Below are 14036 nucleotides of genomic sequence, written 5' to 3'. Positions count from 1 at the left end.
ACGGCTAAAGTTGCGGCATGTCCCACCGCTGGTTGCCTCCCGCATTTCTCGGGCTCGCCGTCCCGGCACGCAGGGTGACGCCGTGAGCACGCTCGAGCGCCGCCGCAAACCGTGGCGGCTCCCGCTGAGCGAGGTCAACCGCGAGCACGGTCCGTGGGTCTACCGGCATCTCGTGCTGGGGTTCGTCCGGCTCGTGATCCCGCTGGTGGCCAGGCGACATTGGGCGGGTCAGCACCACGTCCCCCAGGACGGCGGCCTGCTCGTGGTGGCGAACCACCTCTCCAACTTCGATCCCATCGTGTTGGGCGAGTACCTCATCTACAGCGGCCGCTGGCCCCGTTTCCTCGGCAAGTCCGAGATCTGGAAGGTACCCGTGCTGGGCTGGATCGCCCGCAAGTGTGAGCAGATCCCCGTGTACCGGAACACGGAACAGGCCCGCGACTCCCTCATCCATGCGCGCCGCGCGCTCGAGCGCGGCAAGTGCGTGATCATCTACCCGGAGGGCACCATCACCGCGGACCCCGACGGGTGGCCGATGACCGGGCGCCGCGGAGCCGCTCAACTCGCCCTGGAGACAGGGGTCACCGTGATGCCCGTCGCCCAGGTCGGGGCGGACCAGATCCTCGGTCGCAAACACCTCGAATGGAGGAAACTCTTCGGTGGTCGCCGGGACGTGCACATCCAGGCCGGTACACCCCTTGATCTCAGCGCCTTCGCCGCTCAGAACCCCGACGGCGGGGAGGCCCCGAAGGAACTCCTCGACCAGGTCACGGACCACTTCCTGGACGTGCTGACCGCGATGGTCGCGGACCTGCGAGGCGAGGAGCCGCCCGAGGGGCGTTGGGACATGCGAGCGGGAAGACGCGTAGACTCCTCGACGCACTAGGAGGACATGTGAGTGAACGCACCCGGGTCGCACTGATCTTCGGCGGCCAGTCGTCGGAGCACGGCATTTCGTGCCTGACGGCCGCCTCGGTACTGAAGGCCATCGACAAGGGGCGCTACGACGTCCACGGCATCGGCATTTCCCGCACCGGGCGCTGGACCCAGGTGCCGCTCGAGGTCATCGAGGCCTATCGCATCGTCGACGGCCAGGCGCCCCAGGTCGCCGAGCCGCAGCACGACGCGGTGTGGATGGTGGGGGAGGACGGCTGTGAGGTCGCCACCCGGTCCGGTGAGAAGCTCGTCGACATCCACCGCATCGATGTCGCCTTCGCGCTCCTGCACGGTCCCTTCGGCGAGGACGGCACGCTCCAGGGCATGTTCGAGATGATGGGGATCCGCTACGTCGGTTCAGGCGTCACGGCCTCGGCCGTCGGCATGGACAAGCACTTCATGAAGGTGGCCTTCGAGGCTGCAGGGCTGCCCGTGTGGCCCTACGTCGTCGCCTCCGCCCACCGCCTCACCCACGACAGAGCGGCCGTGCTCGAGGAGATCAACCGCCTCGAGTACCCCCTGTTCATCAAGCCGGCCCGCGGTGGTTCCTCCATCGGCATCGTCCGCATCACGGATCCCGCCGAGCTCGACGACGCCATCGCCGAGGCCCAGAAGTGGGATCCGAAGATCGTCGTGGAGCAGGGCTTCGTCGGCGCACGCGAACTCGAGGTCGCGGTCCTCGGCGACCCCGACGGCACGGACGGCTGCCGCACCTCCGTGGTCGGCGAGATCCGCGTGCAGGCCGAGGACGGCTTCTACGACTACGAGGCTAAGTACTTCGACGAGGACGGCGCCGCTCTCGACGCCCCCGCCCAGCTCGACGACGACCTCGCCGCCCGGCTTCGCGCCCTCGCCGTGCGGGCCTACCACGCCGTCGACGCCGAGGGCCTGGTCCGCGCCGATTTCTTCGTCACGGATGACGGCGCCTGGATCAATGAGGTCAACACGATGCCCGGTTTCACCGAGATCTCCATGTACCCCACACTGTGGCAGGAGAGCGGGATGACGTACCCCGAACTCGTGGACCAACTCATCAGCCTGGCGATGTCCCGGCCGGTGGGGCTGCGATGATCGGCGAATTCGAACTCATCGCCCGCGTCACCCAGGGCCTCGAGGTCAACTCCGACGTCGAACTGTCCGTCGGCGACGACGCCGCCGTCGTCTCCCTCCAGGGCGACACCGTCGTCTGCACCGACATCCTCATCGAGAACGTCCACTTCAAGCAGCAGTGGAGTCCGGCGCACGCCGTCGGGCGCAAATCCGTGGCGGTCAACGTCTCGGATCTCGAGGCCATGGGCTGCCGCCCGTCGGCCATCGTGGTGGCCCTCGCGTTCCCGAAGGACCTCGACCCCAAGTGGGTCGACGACTTCGAGGCAGGCGTGCGTGCCGAGTGCCGCACCGCCGGGGTGAGCCTCATCGGCGGTGACATGTCCAGCTCTGAGCACATCGTCGCCTGTGTCACGGCGATCGGCGACACCATGGGCCGCGCTCCCGTCACCCGTAACGGCGCCCAGCCGGGCGACATCGTCGCCGTCCGCGGCAACCTCGGCCTCTCCGCGGCGGGCCTGATCGCGTTGCAGCGCGGTTTCGGGTCCCCGAAGGACGCCGTCCTGGAGCACCAGACACCCCACGTCCCGTACGGCCAGGGCAGGGTCGCCGCTGAGGCGGGGGCCACCGCCATGATCGACATCTCCGACGGGCTGCTCGCAGACCTCGGGCACATCTCGGAAGGCTCCGGGGTCTCGATCGACGTCGTGACCGGTCTGCTGAGCATCCCGGACCCGGTGGCCCGCGTGGCCGCCGCCACCGGCAAGCCCGCCCTCGGCATGATCCTGGCAGGGGGAGAGGATCATGCGCTCGCGGCGACCTTCCCGTTCGGTACGACCCTTCCAGAGGGTTGGGTACGCGTCGGCGAGGTCAGCGCCGGCACCGGGATCACCGTCGACGGCGAGCCGTACGAGGGCTCCATGGGCTGGGACCACTTCGGCTGAAACCGGCGGGAAACCCGCCGCGCGTGGGAGTGGGATGACGGCGACGTCCGCCTCGTCAGCTAGGGTGACGACCATGGCGACTCGCGGATCTTCCCCTTCGCGAAGCACCACCAAGGCGCGCGCGTCTTCTTCCGGTGGTGCCAAGCAACGTACCTCCAGCTCGGGCTCCACACGGTCCCGGGCCACCACCTCGACGGCGAAAACCCGCAGGCCGGCAGCCAGCAAGGCCGCTCCCGCGAAGCCGCAGCAGCAGGGCCCGGGCATCGGTGTGACCATCGTCGGCGGGATCGGCAGGGGCATCGCCGCGATCTTCCGCGGTATCGCGGGCAGCGTCGGCTGGATGGCCCGCAGCGTCGGGGGCAATTCCGACGACGTGGCCCCCGAGCTCCGCCGCGACGGCTGGGGGCTGGTGCTCCTCACGCTCGGCGCCGCGGTGGCCGCCCGCTTCTGGTTCTACCTCGACGGCCCAGTCGGCCAGTGGCTCCAGACGGGCGTCAGTACCGTCTTCGGCTCGCTGTCGGTGGTCGTCCCCGCGGTGCTGCTCTATGGCGCGTGGCGCGTCCTGCGGCACCCGCACGACGTCGACGCCGCCCCCCGCACCGGCCTGGGTTGGTTCCTCATCACGCTCGGTTCGCTCGGCCTCGTGCACATCGGGGCAGGACTGCCGCGCCCCAACACCGACGGCATGCAGGCGGTCCGCGCGGCCGGCGGCGTGCTCGGCTACGTCTCCTCCTCCATCCCCTCGGACCTGCTCACGGTCTGGGCGTCCGTGCCGCTGCTCATCGTCATGACGCTGCTCGGAGCGCTGCTGGTCATCGGCCGCCCCATCCGCGAACTGGGCGCCGGCGTCTCGCGTCTCTTCGGCGCGCTCGTCGAACACGACGGCGACCCCACGCCGAAGGACAAGCTCAAGCTCGGCGTGGCCGTGCCCTACGACAGCCCCCTCATCGACGACCCGGTCGAGGATCCCGAGGTCGAGGATTCCTACGATGCCGAGGTCTTCGACTATCTCGGCGACTCCTACGCCGAGCCTGACCCGGTCCCGGCCGTGCCGGCGGAACCCCGGCAGGTGCCGGGCCGTCCGAAGAACGCCGAGGCCCGCGAACCGGAGCCGCCGCAGCATTCCACGCCCCCCGGCCCGGCCGAGCAACTCCAGCTGAGCGGCGACGTCATGTACCAGCTCCCGGACGACCAGACGCTCGCGCCGGGCTCCAAGCCCAAGGCGCGCACGGAGGCGTCCGACAAGGTGGTGCGTCAACTGGGTGCCGTGCTGCGCGAGTTCGAGATCGACGCCCGGGTCACCGGCTACACCCGCGGCCCCACGGTCACCCGGTACGAGGTCGAGCTGGGTTCCGCGATCAAGGTCAGCAAGGTCACCGGCCTGGCTGACAACATCGCCTACGCGGTCGGCTCCAACGAGATCCGCATCCTCACGCCCATCCCCGGCAAGTCCGCCATCGGCATCGAGATCCCCAACCTGGACAAGGAGGTCGTCTCGCTCGGCGACGTCCTGCGCTCCAACCGCGCCAAGAACGACCACCACCCCATGACGGTCGGGCTCGGCAAGGACGTCGAGGGCGGGTTCGTGGTCGCCAACATGGCGAAGATGCCCCACCTTCTGGTGGCGGGCGCCACCGGCTCCGGCAAGTCCAGCTTCATCAACTCGCTGATCACCTCGGTGATGATGCGCGCCACGCCGGACGAGGTTCGCCTGCTCCTGGTCGACCCCAAGCGCGTGGAACTCAACCAGTACGAGGGCATCCCGCACCTGGTCACCCCCATCATCACCAGCCCGAAGAAGGCCGCCGAGGCGCTCGCCTGGGTGGTGCGCGAGATGGACATGCGCTACGACGACCTTGCCGCCTTCGGGTTCCGCCACGTCGACGACTTCAACAAGGCCGTCCGCGCCGGGCAGGTGAAGGTCCCCGACGGTTCGGAGCGCAAGCTCACGCCCTACCCGTACCTCCTGGTGGTGGTCGACGAGCTCGCCGACCTCATGATGGTGGCCCCGCGCGACGTGGAAGACTCCGTCGTGCGCATCACCCAGCTGGCCCGCGCCGCAGGCATCCACCTGGTGTTGGCAACACAGCGCCCGTCCACAGACGTCGTGACCGGCCTGATCAAGGCCAACGTGCCCTCCAGGCTCGCGTTCGCCACGTCGTCGATGACGGACTCCCGCGTCATCCTCGACCAGCCCGGCGCCGAAAAACTCGTCGGCAAGGGCGACGGGCTCTTCCTGCCCATGGGCTCCTCCAAGCCCATCCGCGTCCAGGGTGCCTGGGTCAACGAGTCCGAGATCCGCGACGTCGTGGCCTTCATCAGCCAGCAGCTCCAGCCCAACTACCGCGAGGACGTCGCGGTCGCGGCGGGGAGCGACAAGAAGGTCGTCGACGACATCGGCGACGACCTGGACCTCGTCCTCGACGCCTGCCGCCTGGTGGTCGAACTGCAGCTCGGCTCCACGTCGATGCTGCAACGCAAGCTCCGCGTCGGCTTCGCGAAGGCCGGCCGCCTGATGGACATCCTGGAGAGCAGGGGCGTGGTGGGACCGTCCGAAGGTTCCAAGGCCCGCGAGGTGCTGGTCAAGCCCGACGACCTGGACGAGGTCCTCGCCAACCTCGCCGCCGGCTGATGGTGGGATACTAGGCCCACCATGACTACCCACTCGGTCCACATCGCCTCCCTCGGCTGCGCCCGCAACGACGTCGACTCCGAGGAACTTGCCGCCCGCCTCGAACACGGCGGGTTCACCCTCGTCGACGATCCGGAGGCGGCGGAGACGGTGGTGGTCAACACCTGCGGCTTCGTGGCCCAGGCGAAGAAGGACTCGATCGACACGCTGCTCGCCGCCGCAGACCTCAAGGACGGCGGCACGGTCAAGTCTGTCGTCGCGGTGGGCTGCATGGCGGAGCGCTACGGCGTCGAGTTGGCCGCTGAGCTGCCCGAGGCGGACGCCGTCCTGGGCTTCGACGCCTACGCCGACATCGCGGAGCGGCTGCGGGGCATCCTCGACGGCGAACAGGCCATCTCGCACGTGCCCCGCGACCGGCGCAGGCTGCTCCCGCTCACCCCGTCTGCCCGCCCTGCGGCAGCACCCGAGGTCGCCGTGCCGGGCCACGTCTGGTTGCCCGGCGCCCGCCGGCGCTTGATGGGCGGCCCCAGCGCGTCGCTGAAGATCGCCTCCGGCTGTGACCGACGCTGCGCCTTCTGCGCTATTCCCGCCTTCCGCGGGTCCTACCTCTCCCGGCCCATCGACGAACTCGAGGCGGAGGCCCGCTGGCTGGTGCAGGAGGGGGCCAAGGAACTCTTCCTGGTCTCCGAGAACACCTCCAGCTACGGCAAGGACATGAGCGCCGACGTGCGGCTCGAGCAGTTGCTCGACAGGCTCTCGCAGCTCGACGGCCTCGACTGGATCCGCGTCAGCTACCTTCAGCCCGCCGAGATCCGCCCTGGCTTCGTCGAGTCGATGCTGAGCATCGACAAAGTGGTGCCCTACTTCGACCTGAGCTTCCAACACGCGTCGCGCACCGTGCTGCGCCGCATGCGCCGCTTCGGTGACCCCGACAGCTTCCTGGACCTCATCGGCCGGATCCGCGCGATCGCCCCAGAGGCGGGCATCCGCAGCAACGTCATCGCCGGCTTCCCCGGCGAGACCGACGAGGACGTGCAGACGCTGCGCGACTTCATCATCGCCGCCCAACTCGACGTGCTGGGCGTCTTCGGCTACTCCGACGAGGAGGGGACCGAGGGCGTGTCGCTGCCGGACCACCTTCCTGACGACGTCATCGAGGAACGGCGCGCCATGCTCGCCGATCTGGCGGTGGATGTTGCCGAGGCCCGCGCGGCCGACCGCATCGGTGACACCGTCGTCGTGCTGGTCGAGAGCAACGAGGACGGCGACACAACCGGCCGGGCCGAACACCAGGCACCTGAGACGGACGGTGCGGTGACTTTGGACCGTGAGGCACCCGTCGGTAGCCTCGTGACCGCCCGGGTCGTGGACTCTGAGGGCATCGATCTGATTGCGGAGGCACTGTGAGTGAGAGCGTGAGCGGCCGGCCCCGCCGTGCGGCGTCGGACGGGGCGGCCAGCAACTGGAACATCCCGAACATTCTCACGGTCATCCGGATCCTCCTGGTGCCGGTGTACGTGGCCTTCCTCTTCATCGGTCCCCAGGACTTCACGTGGCGGCTCTGGGCCACCATCGTGTTCGTCGTGGCGATGCTCACGGACCTGGCCGACGGGCACATCGCCCGCAAGTACAACCTGGTGACAGACTTCGGCAAGCTCTGGGACCCGGTGGCGGACAAGGCGCTGACAGGAGCGGCGTTCGTCTCGCTGAGCATCCTGGGCGAGTTGCCGTGGTACTTCACCATCATCATCCTCGTGCGTGAATGGGGCATCACCTGGGTGCGCGCGGCCATCGCCAAGTACGGCATCATGGCCGCGAACAAGGGCGGGAAACTCAAGACGCTCACCCAGACGTTCGCGCTGATCATCTTCAGCCTCGGTTTGGAGATGCTTCCCGGTCCGGTCGCCGTCCTCGGCTGGGTGCTGATGATTGCGGCGCTCCTCCTCACCGTCGTCACCGGCTTCGACTACCTGCGCCACGCCTGGGTCATCCGCCGGAAGGGCCGCGCCCAGCAGGCGTGAGCAGGTAGCCTTGCGGGCATGACGCTGGCCGCCGAACTGATCAAGAAGCTCACCCACCGCTCGGTCACCCTGGCCACGTGTGAATCGGTGACCGGTGGCGGCATCGGGGCCGAACTGACGTCAGTGCCCGGGGCCTCCCAGGCGTACCGGGGCGGGCTGATCACCTATGCGCGGGACCTGAAGCACCGCCTGGCCGGCGTCGATGAGCAGTTGATCGAGCGCGAGGGCGTGGTCAACGAACTGACCGCTCTGCAGATGGCGCTCGGTGCGCAACGCCGCTGCGACTCGGATTGGGCCGTCGCCACCACCGGGGTCGCCGGCCCCACGGAGACGGACGGCGTCAAGGTCGGCACCGTCTGGTTCGCCGTGGTGGGCCCACGGGTGGGCATGTCGTCCCCGCCGCAGTACACCGAACTTCGTACCTTCGACGGCGACCGGGAGGCCGTCCGACGTGCGGCCACGGAGCACGCGTTCGAGATGCTGCTGAGGGTTCTCTAGAGAAACCAGGAGAAACTTTTCGCTGATCGGGAACAAACCGCCCACCTTCACGGTTGGACGTATCGACAGCGGGCACTCGGCCCGTGGTCAGATAGGAAACAGCCGTGAAGACGATTCTGATTCGTAAGGTGATGGGCGAGACACTCCGGGAACTCCGGATGCGCGCCGGCATGACCCTGCGAGAGGTCTCCATGGCCAGCATGGTTTCGCTCGGCTACCTCTCGGAGATTGAGCGCGGTCACAAGGAAGCCTCCAGCGAAGTGCTCTTCGCCATCGCATCCGCGCTCGATGTGTCCCTGTCAGATCTGATGATTTCCATCAGTGGCAAGCTCGCCACCCTCGAGGCCCAGCGCATGCCCCGGGTGGCGGTCGCCGCCTGACCCGTCAGTGGTGACGCGGCCCCTCCACAACGTGCACCTCGACGCCGGCGTCCCGGATCCGCTGAAGTTCAGCCTCCGGGGCCCCGGCGTCTGTCACAAGCACGTGGATGTCCTTGATGTCCGCCACCTTGGCCAGGGTGGTGTGACCGATCTTCGTCGAGTCGATCGCGACGATGACGCGCTGGGCCCGTTCGATCATGGCCAGGTTGGTGCGGGCCTCGATCTCATCGTGCGTCGTCAGGCCCCCGGTGGCGCTGACGCCGTCGGCGCCCACCACCGCTGTGCCGACGTTGACCAGCTTCATGGTTGATTCAGCCAGCGAACCGACCAGTTCCAGCGAGCTCGAGCGCAGCACGCCCCCGGCGATCAGGACGCGGGCCTGGCCCTGCTCCGCCGCCTCGAGGCCGATGCTCAGTGAGTTCGTGATGATCGTCAGGTCGTCGCGGTGCCTGAGGGCGCGGAGTACCTCGGCTGTTGTGGTTCCGCCTGTCAGGCCGATGGCGTGCTTGCCGACGGGGATGATGCCGGCCACCGTCCGGGCGATCCGGCGCTTGGCGTCATGGTTCCGGCCGTCGCGCAACCGCACCGGAAGTTCCCTGTTGCCCTTCATGGGGCGCGCTCCGCCATGGGTCCGCTCGAGGAGGCCCTGTGTCGCCAGGAGTGCCACATCGCGACGGATCGTTGCGGCCGACGCCCCCAGTTGGTCCGCCAGATAGGACAGTGGCAACTGGCCCTGCTCCGTCAGGAGTGCCAAGAGCGCGACCATCCGGTCCGATCGCTTATGGGAGGGCGTGCCGGGTGCATTCATCCGTGGGGACTCCTTTGCGCCGAAGTGGCCTGTGCAACATACGCACAAGTGTTGAGCGAGATTCTAGCCCTTGCTCACTTCGAGTGCGCAGGGGGCCCAGTTTTGACGCAAGAACCTGCGCGAATGCCCATCATCGCGCGGCGTGTACCGTGGGCGCGTGCGCGAAGCTGAACTCTGGGAACGAATGAACGAGGCTCTGCCCGCTGGATATGCCGCGAGTTGGGCGGAATCCGTCGTTCTCGAGGACCTGGGGGGTCGCACGGTCCGCGAAGCGCTCGGTGCAGGGATCCCGTGCAAGACCATCTGGCGCGCTGTCTGGAGACAACTGGAACTGCCCACGAGACTGCGCTGAAACGGCGGCGTGTCGGTTCGCATTAGAACGTCTGTTCGCCTATGTTGAATTCGGCGGTTGTCCACAGCGGAACCGGCTCATCGAAAATTGTCGGGCCCGCTACCTACAGTGACAGTGACATCGAAACCTCCGGCGTCAGCCGGTTCCTGGAAGGAAATCCTGATGGCCTCATCGGACCGTAACAAGGCGCTGGAGGCGGCGCTCGCCCAGATCGAGAAGGCCCACGGCAAGGGCTCCGTCATGAAGTTGGGCGAGGACAATCGCCAGCCCATCGACGTGATCCCCACGGGCTCCGTGGCGCTGGATGTGGCGCTCGGCATCGGCGGGCTGCCGCGTGGTCGCGTCGTCGAGATCTACGGCCCGGAGTCGAGCGGCAAGACCACCGTCGCGCTGCACGCCATCGCCAACGCCCAGCGCGACGGCGGGATCTGCGCCTTCATCGACGCCGAGCACGCGCTGGACCCGGATTACGCCCAGAAGCTCGGGGTCGACACCGACGAGCTGCTGGTCTCGCAGCCGGACAACGGCGAACAGGCCCTGGAGATCGCAGACACGCTGGTGCGCTCGGGCGCCCTCTCCCTCGTTGTCATCGACTCCGTCGCCGCGCTGACGCCCCGGGCCGAGATCGAGGGCGAGATGGGCGATTCGCACGTCGGTCTCCAGGCCCGCCTCATGTCGCAGGCGCTGCGAAAGATGACGGGTGCGCTCAAAACCTCCAACACCACGGCCATCTTCATCAACCAGCTCCGCGAGAAGATCGGCGTGATGTTCGGCAGCCCCGAAACCACCACCGGTGGCCGCGCGCTGAAGTTCTACTCCTCGGTCCGCCTGGACGTGCGCCGCATCGAGACGCTGAAGGACGGCACGGAGATGGTGGGCAACCGCACCCGCGTCAAGGTGGTCAAGAACAAGGTGGCCCCGCCCTTCAAGCAGGCCGAGTTCGACATCATCTACGGCCAGGGCATCTCCCGCGAGGGCTCGCTGATCGACATGGGCGTTGACGCCGGCATCGTGCGCAAGGCCGGCGCCTGGTTCACCTACGAGTCGGATCAGCTGGGCCAGGGCAAGGAGAACGCCCGCACCTTCCTGAAGAACAACCCCGAGGTCGCCAACGACATCGAGCGTCGCATCCGCGTCCACCTCGGTATCGACAAGGAGGCCGTGCCGGAGGGCGTGAACCCGGAGACCGGAGAAGTTGACTTCTGATCGGAGCGCGGAGGAGCGGGTCACCCAGGTGGAGGTGGCTCGCAAGATCGCGCTGGACCAGTTGGCCACGCGGGCACGCTCGGAGCAGGAGTTGCGCACCGTCATGAAGCGGCGCAACGTCCCTGCAGACGTCGCAGACGAGATCATCGAGCGCTTCACCGAGGTGGGGCTCATCGACGACGCGGCCTTCGCTCAGTCGCTCACCTCGACGCGCGCAGAGTTCGGGCTGCGGGGGAGGGTCCGCATCCGGCAGGAACTCCAGGCCAAGGGCATTGACCGCGAGATCGCCGACGAGGTACTGGCCCAACTGGATCCGGAGGACGAGCGAGAGGCTGCGCTGACGTTGGCCCGCCGTCGCGTGCGCTCGCTCACAGGCCTTGAAACGCACGTCGCGCGCCGTCGGCTTGCCGGTGTGCTGGCCCGCAGGGGTTTCTCGGGTGGCATCGTCAGCGGCGTGCTCGAAGAGGTGCTGGGCAACGGGTGGGACGATGAACCGGTTGAGTTTTCCACAGGTGAGCAATAGGCTCGTCGGCAAGGCCCTTGGCCCCGCATGAACCGCCCCGGCTTCGGTTGGGGCATTGAAACCTGAAACTTCACTGACAACACCTAGACAGAAGACATTCACCTGTGCCGCTGCGGCCTTCTGGCCGCAGGGGCTTGTCGTCCCTATCGACATTGTTGCCAACCACCTTGTGCGGTGCTTGTGGCCGGACTGTCCGGATATGAGGAGGCGCCGTGCCCGAGCTCGGTTGGATCATTGCAGTGGCCGCGTTGGTCGGGCTCATCGTGTTGGGCCTCCTCCTGCGGCGCCGGACGGCAGAAGGCATCGCGGAGCGCCTCACCTGGGAACGCCGGTCCAAGGATGATGTGGCCTCTGCGCGGGCCACCGCCCAGGCGGCTGCCAGCGCCGTCGAGGAACGCGCCCGCGAAGCGTTGGAGGACGCCGAGCGACGTCGAGGCGAGATGGAAGCCGTGCTCGCCGGGCAACGCCAGGAGTTGCGCGAGGCGAGGGCGGCACAGGAACGTCGTGAATCCCGCCTCCACGAACGCGAGGACCGCCTCTCCGCTGAGGCCGAGGGACTCGTCGCCCGCGCTGAGAGGCTCGATGCCCAGCGCATCCAACTGCGGGAGCAGCGGGAGGAACTCCAGGCGCAGGAGGAGCGGCTGGCCCTCGAACTCGAACGCGTCGCCCGGTTGTCGGTCGAGGAGGCCCGCAAGGAGGTCCTTGCAGCAGCAGAGAAGCAGGCCAAACTGACCGCCACCTCCATCGCCCGCGACATCGAGGCGACGGCGAAGCGCGAAGCGGACCAGATCGCCCGCCGCGTCATCACCACCGCCATCCAGCGGGTCGCCTCAGAACAGACGTCGGAGTCCGTGGTGAGCACGGTGGACCTGCCCAGCGACGACATGAAGGGCCGCATCATCGGCCGCGAAGGGCGCAACATCCGTGCCTTCGAGCAGATCACGGGGGTCAACGTCCTCATCGACGACACCCCCGAATCCGTCCTGCTCAGCAGCTTCGACCCGGTGCGCCGCGAAACCGCGCGCCTCACGCTCGTCGACCTCATCGCCGATGGGCGGATCCATCCGGCCCGCATCGAAGAGGTGCACGAGCGCAGCCTGCGCCGCATCAATGACCGCGTGCTGCGCGCTGGCGAGGACGCGTTGGCGGAGGTGGGCATCGTGGACCTGCACCCTGACCTGGTGCCCATCGTCGGGGCGCTGGCGTTCCGCACCTCCTATGGGCAGAACGTCTTGCGCCACCTCGTCGAGTGCGCGCACCTCGCCGGCGTGATGGCAGCGGAGCTGGGCCTCAACGTGACGGTGTGCAAGCGGGCCGCCTTCCTGCACGACATCGGCAAGGCGCTCACCCATGAGGTGGAGGGTCCGCACGCCATCATCGGGGCGGAGTTGCTGCGCAAGTACGGTGAGCACGAGGACATCGCTCATGCGGTGGAGGCGCACCACAACGAGGTCGAGCCGCGCACCGTTGAAGCGGTGCTCACACAGGCAGCAGACGCCATCTCCGGCTCCCGCCCGGGTGCCCGGCGTGAATCGCTCGAGGCGTACGTGGAGCGGATGGAGAACCTCGAGCACATCGCCACGAAGCACGAAGGTGTGGTGCGCGCCTACGCCATGCAGGCCGGGCGCGAGGTTCGCGTCATGGTCTCACCGGACCATGTCGACGACGCGGGGGCGCACGCGCTGGCCCGCGACATCGCCGCAGAGGTCGAGAAGACGCTGAGCTACCCGGGACAGATCCGGATCACCGTGGTGCGCGAGTCCCGCGCCACGGAGACCGCCCACTGATCAGTTCTCGACGGCGTCCACCCGGATGCCCCAGCGCGACGACGTCTCGGCGCCGGGCTGCAACACGATGAGCGATTCGTGGGTGGGGCCTTCGTTGAACGCGTCGGCGGCGCAGGTCATGGGCTCCACGGCGATCGCATTGCGCGTCGGCGGCACGTAGATCTGGCACCACGGAAGCGTCGCGTCGGCCCACATGGCAATCGTGCGGGTGCCGTCGGCCACCGTCAGTTCCCACGGGCCGTCGTCGATTCGGAACGCGCTGTCGAACTCCGTGCTGCCGATCTCCCGGGGCTCCCGGAAGTCGTGCTCAGCGGTCACGTCGGTCAGTTCCACGGGGAGCAGCCGGTCGTCGACGGCCAGTTCATAGGGGAACGGCGAGGTGAGCACGGCGGTGGTGTCGACGGCCAGGTACGGGTGGGTGCCGTAGCCGTAGGGGAGCGCCTTCTGCCCGGCATTGCGCGCCGTCACAGTGACGGTGAGCCCCCCGTCGTCCAGCGCGTGACTGATCTCGACTTCCAGCACGCCGTCCCATCCGGCCTGCGGGTAGATGACGGTGGTCAGCACCACCTCGTCGGGGTCGTGGCTCAGGAGCCGCCACGCGTGGTCAGAGCCGAGGCCGTGGATGGCGTTGTTCCGCGGCACCTCGCTGATCGGGAGCTGCTGCTCCACCCCGTTGAACGTGTAGCGGCCGTCGCGGATGCGGTTGGGCCACGGCACCAGCTGGCGGCCCATGGAGGAACTCGGCGACCCGTCCTCAAGGAACGTGTGCAGCAACTCCACGCCGTCGCGGGTGAGGCTGCGCAGCGTCGAGCCCACCTCGGTCACGACCGCGGTGTACGGCCCGGACTCGATGAGGAATTGTTGGCCGGTAGGCAGGATGTTCATGTCTCGAACCCTAATGG

Annotated in this window: 14 protein-coding genes; 12 read left to right on the top strand and 2 right to left on the bottom strand. The window is 68.1% G+C overall.

Features of this window, described 5'->3' with window-relative positions; all coding sequences use genetic code 11:
* Positions 1 to 82 precede the first annotated feature (82 nt).
* From J7D54_RS09015 to J7D54_RS08980, 8 genes are all read left to right on the top strand, one after another.
* Positions 83 to 886: a 1-acyl-sn-glycerol-3-phosphate acyltransferase gene (locus J7D54_RS09015; RefSeq protein ID WP_182763583.1), complete on the top strand. Its 804-nt coding sequence runs from the start codon at positions 83 to 85 to the stop codon at positions 884 to 886.
* 8 nt (positions 887 to 894) lie between these two features.
* The gene (locus J7D54_RS09010) at positions 895 to 2007 is read left to right on the top strand and encodes a D-alanine--D-alanine ligase family protein (RefSeq protein ID WP_182763582.1); all 1113 of its coding nucleotides are present in this window, start codon (positions 895 to 897) and stop codon (positions 2005 to 2007) included.
* Entirely contained in the window at positions 2004 to 2927 is a 924-nt protein-coding gene (locus J7D54_RS09005) for a thiamine-phosphate kinase (RefSeq protein WP_182763581.1), read from the top strand. Before J7D54_RS09010 ends, J7D54_RS09005 begins: the two co-directional genes overlap by 4 nt.
* Positions 2928 to 3267: 340 nt before the next feature.
* Positions 3268 to 5559 carry a DNA translocase FtsK gene (locus J7D54_RS09000; protein ID WP_182763692.1) on the top strand — a complete coding sequence of 764 codons (2292 nt, stop codon included), beginning with the start codon at positions 3268 to 3270 and terminating at the stop codon, positions 5557 to 5559.
* A gap of 21 nt (positions 5560 to 5580) precedes the next feature.
* Positions 5581 to 6966 carry a 30S ribosomal protein S12 methylthiotransferase RimO gene (gene rimO, locus J7D54_RS08995; protein WP_182763580.1) on the top strand — a complete coding sequence of 462 codons (1386 nt, stop codon included), beginning with the start codon at positions 5581 to 5583 and terminating at the stop codon, positions 6964 to 6966.
* Positions 6963 to 7580: a CDP-diacylglycerol--glycerol-3-phosphate 3-phosphatidyltransferase gene (pgsA, locus tag J7D54_RS08990; RefSeq protein ID WP_245243935.1), complete on the top strand. Its 618-nt coding sequence runs from the start codon at positions 6963 to 6965 to the stop codon at positions 7578 to 7580. The genes rimO and pgsA overlap by 4 nt, the downstream gene beginning before the upstream one ends.
* 18 nt (positions 7581 to 7598) lie before the next feature.
* Entirely contained in the window at positions 7599 to 8078 is a 480-nt protein-coding gene (locus J7D54_RS08985; RefSeq protein WP_182763579.1) for a CinA family protein, read from the top strand.
* 104 nt (positions 8079 to 8182) lie between these two features.
* Complete coding sequence (locus tag J7D54_RS08980) at positions 8183 to 8458, top strand: helix-turn-helix domain-containing protein (RefSeq protein WP_245243933.1); 276 nt, start codon at positions 8183 to 8185, stop codon at positions 8456 to 8458.
* A gap of 4 nt (positions 8459 to 8462) precedes the next feature.
* Here the strand turns inward: J7D54_RS08980 and J7D54_RS08975 are convergent, their stop codons facing one another.
* Positions 8463 to 9224 carry a DeoR/GlpR family DNA-binding transcription regulator gene (locus J7D54_RS08975; protein ID WP_182763578.1) on the bottom strand — a complete coding sequence of 254 codons (762 nt, stop codon included), beginning with the start codon at positions 9222 to 9224 and terminating at the stop codon, positions 8463 to 8465.
* A 184-nt stretch (positions 9225 to 9408) separates the two neighbouring features.
* Between J7D54_RS08975 and J7D54_RS08970 the strand changes: the two genes are divergently transcribed.
* The 4 genes from J7D54_RS08970 to rny all read left to right on the top strand — a co-directional run bounded on the left by J7D54_RS08970 (position 9409) and on the right by rny (position 13134).
* Positions 9409 to 9618 (top strand): DUF3046 domain-containing protein, encoded by a 210-nt coding sequence (locus J7D54_RS08970; protein ID WP_370585846.1) that lies wholly within the window; start codon positions 9409 to 9411, stop codon positions 9616 to 9618.
* A gap of 159 nt (positions 9619 to 9777) precedes the next feature.
* The gene (gene recA / locus J7D54_RS08965) at positions 9778 to 10824 is read left to right on the top strand and encodes a recombinase RecA (RefSeq protein WP_076059417.1); all 1047 of its coding nucleotides are present in this window, start codon (positions 9778 to 9780) and stop codon (positions 10822 to 10824) included.
* Entirely contained in the window at positions 10814 to 11347 is a 534-nt protein-coding gene (locus tag J7D54_RS08960; protein WP_182763576.1) for a regulatory protein RecX, read from the top strand. The genes recA and J7D54_RS08960 overlap by 11 nt, the downstream gene beginning before the upstream one ends.
* A 212-nt stretch (positions 11348 to 11559) precedes the next feature.
* Positions 11560 to 13134, top strand: coding sequence for a ribonuclease Y (gene rny / locus J7D54_RS08955; protein ID WP_182763575.1), 1575 nt, complete (start codon positions 11560 to 11562; stop codon positions 13132 to 13134).
* Here the strand turns inward: rny and J7D54_RS08950 are convergent, their stop codons facing one another.
* Entirely contained in the window at positions 13135 to 14019 is an 885-nt protein-coding gene (locus tag J7D54_RS08950) for an aldose 1-epimerase family protein (RefSeq protein WP_182763574.1), read from the bottom strand.
* Positions 14020 to 14036 lie beyond the last annotated feature (17 nt).

Source organism: Tessaracoccus sp. MC1865 (genome assembly GCF_017815535.1).
In the GTDB taxonomy this organism is placed as follows: Bacteria; Actinomycetota; Actinomycetes; order Propionibacteriales; family Propionibacteriaceae; genus Arachnia.
The sequence above is the reverse complement of the archived record's forward strand: the minus strand, read 5'-3'. Positions and strand labels throughout refer to the sequence as shown.

Coding starts and splice junctions, on each gene's coding strand:
- J7D54_RS08950 (WP_182763574.1), bottom strand. CDS start 14,019: ATGAACATCCTGCCTACCGGCCAACAATTCCTCATCGAGTCCGGGCCG.
- J7D54_RS08975 (WP_182763578.1), bottom strand. CDS start 9,224: ATGGTCGCGCTCTTGGCACTCCTGACGGAGCAGGGCCAGTTGCCACTG.
- J7D54_RS09000 (WP_182763692.1), top strand. CDS start 3,268: ATGGCCCGCAGCGTCGGGGGCAATTCCGACGACGTGGCCCCCGAGCTC.
- J7D54_RS09005 (WP_182763581.1), top strand. CDS start 2,004: ATGATCGGCGAATTCGAACTCATCGCCCGCGTCACCCAGGGCCTCGAG.
- rimO (WP_182763580.1), top strand. CDS start 5,581: ATGACTACCCACTCGGTCCACATCGCCTCCCTCGGCTGCGCCCGCAAC.
- J7D54_RS08985 (WP_182763579.1), top strand. CDS start 7,599: ATGACGCTGGCCGCCGAACTGATCAAGAAGCTCACCCACCGCTCGGTC.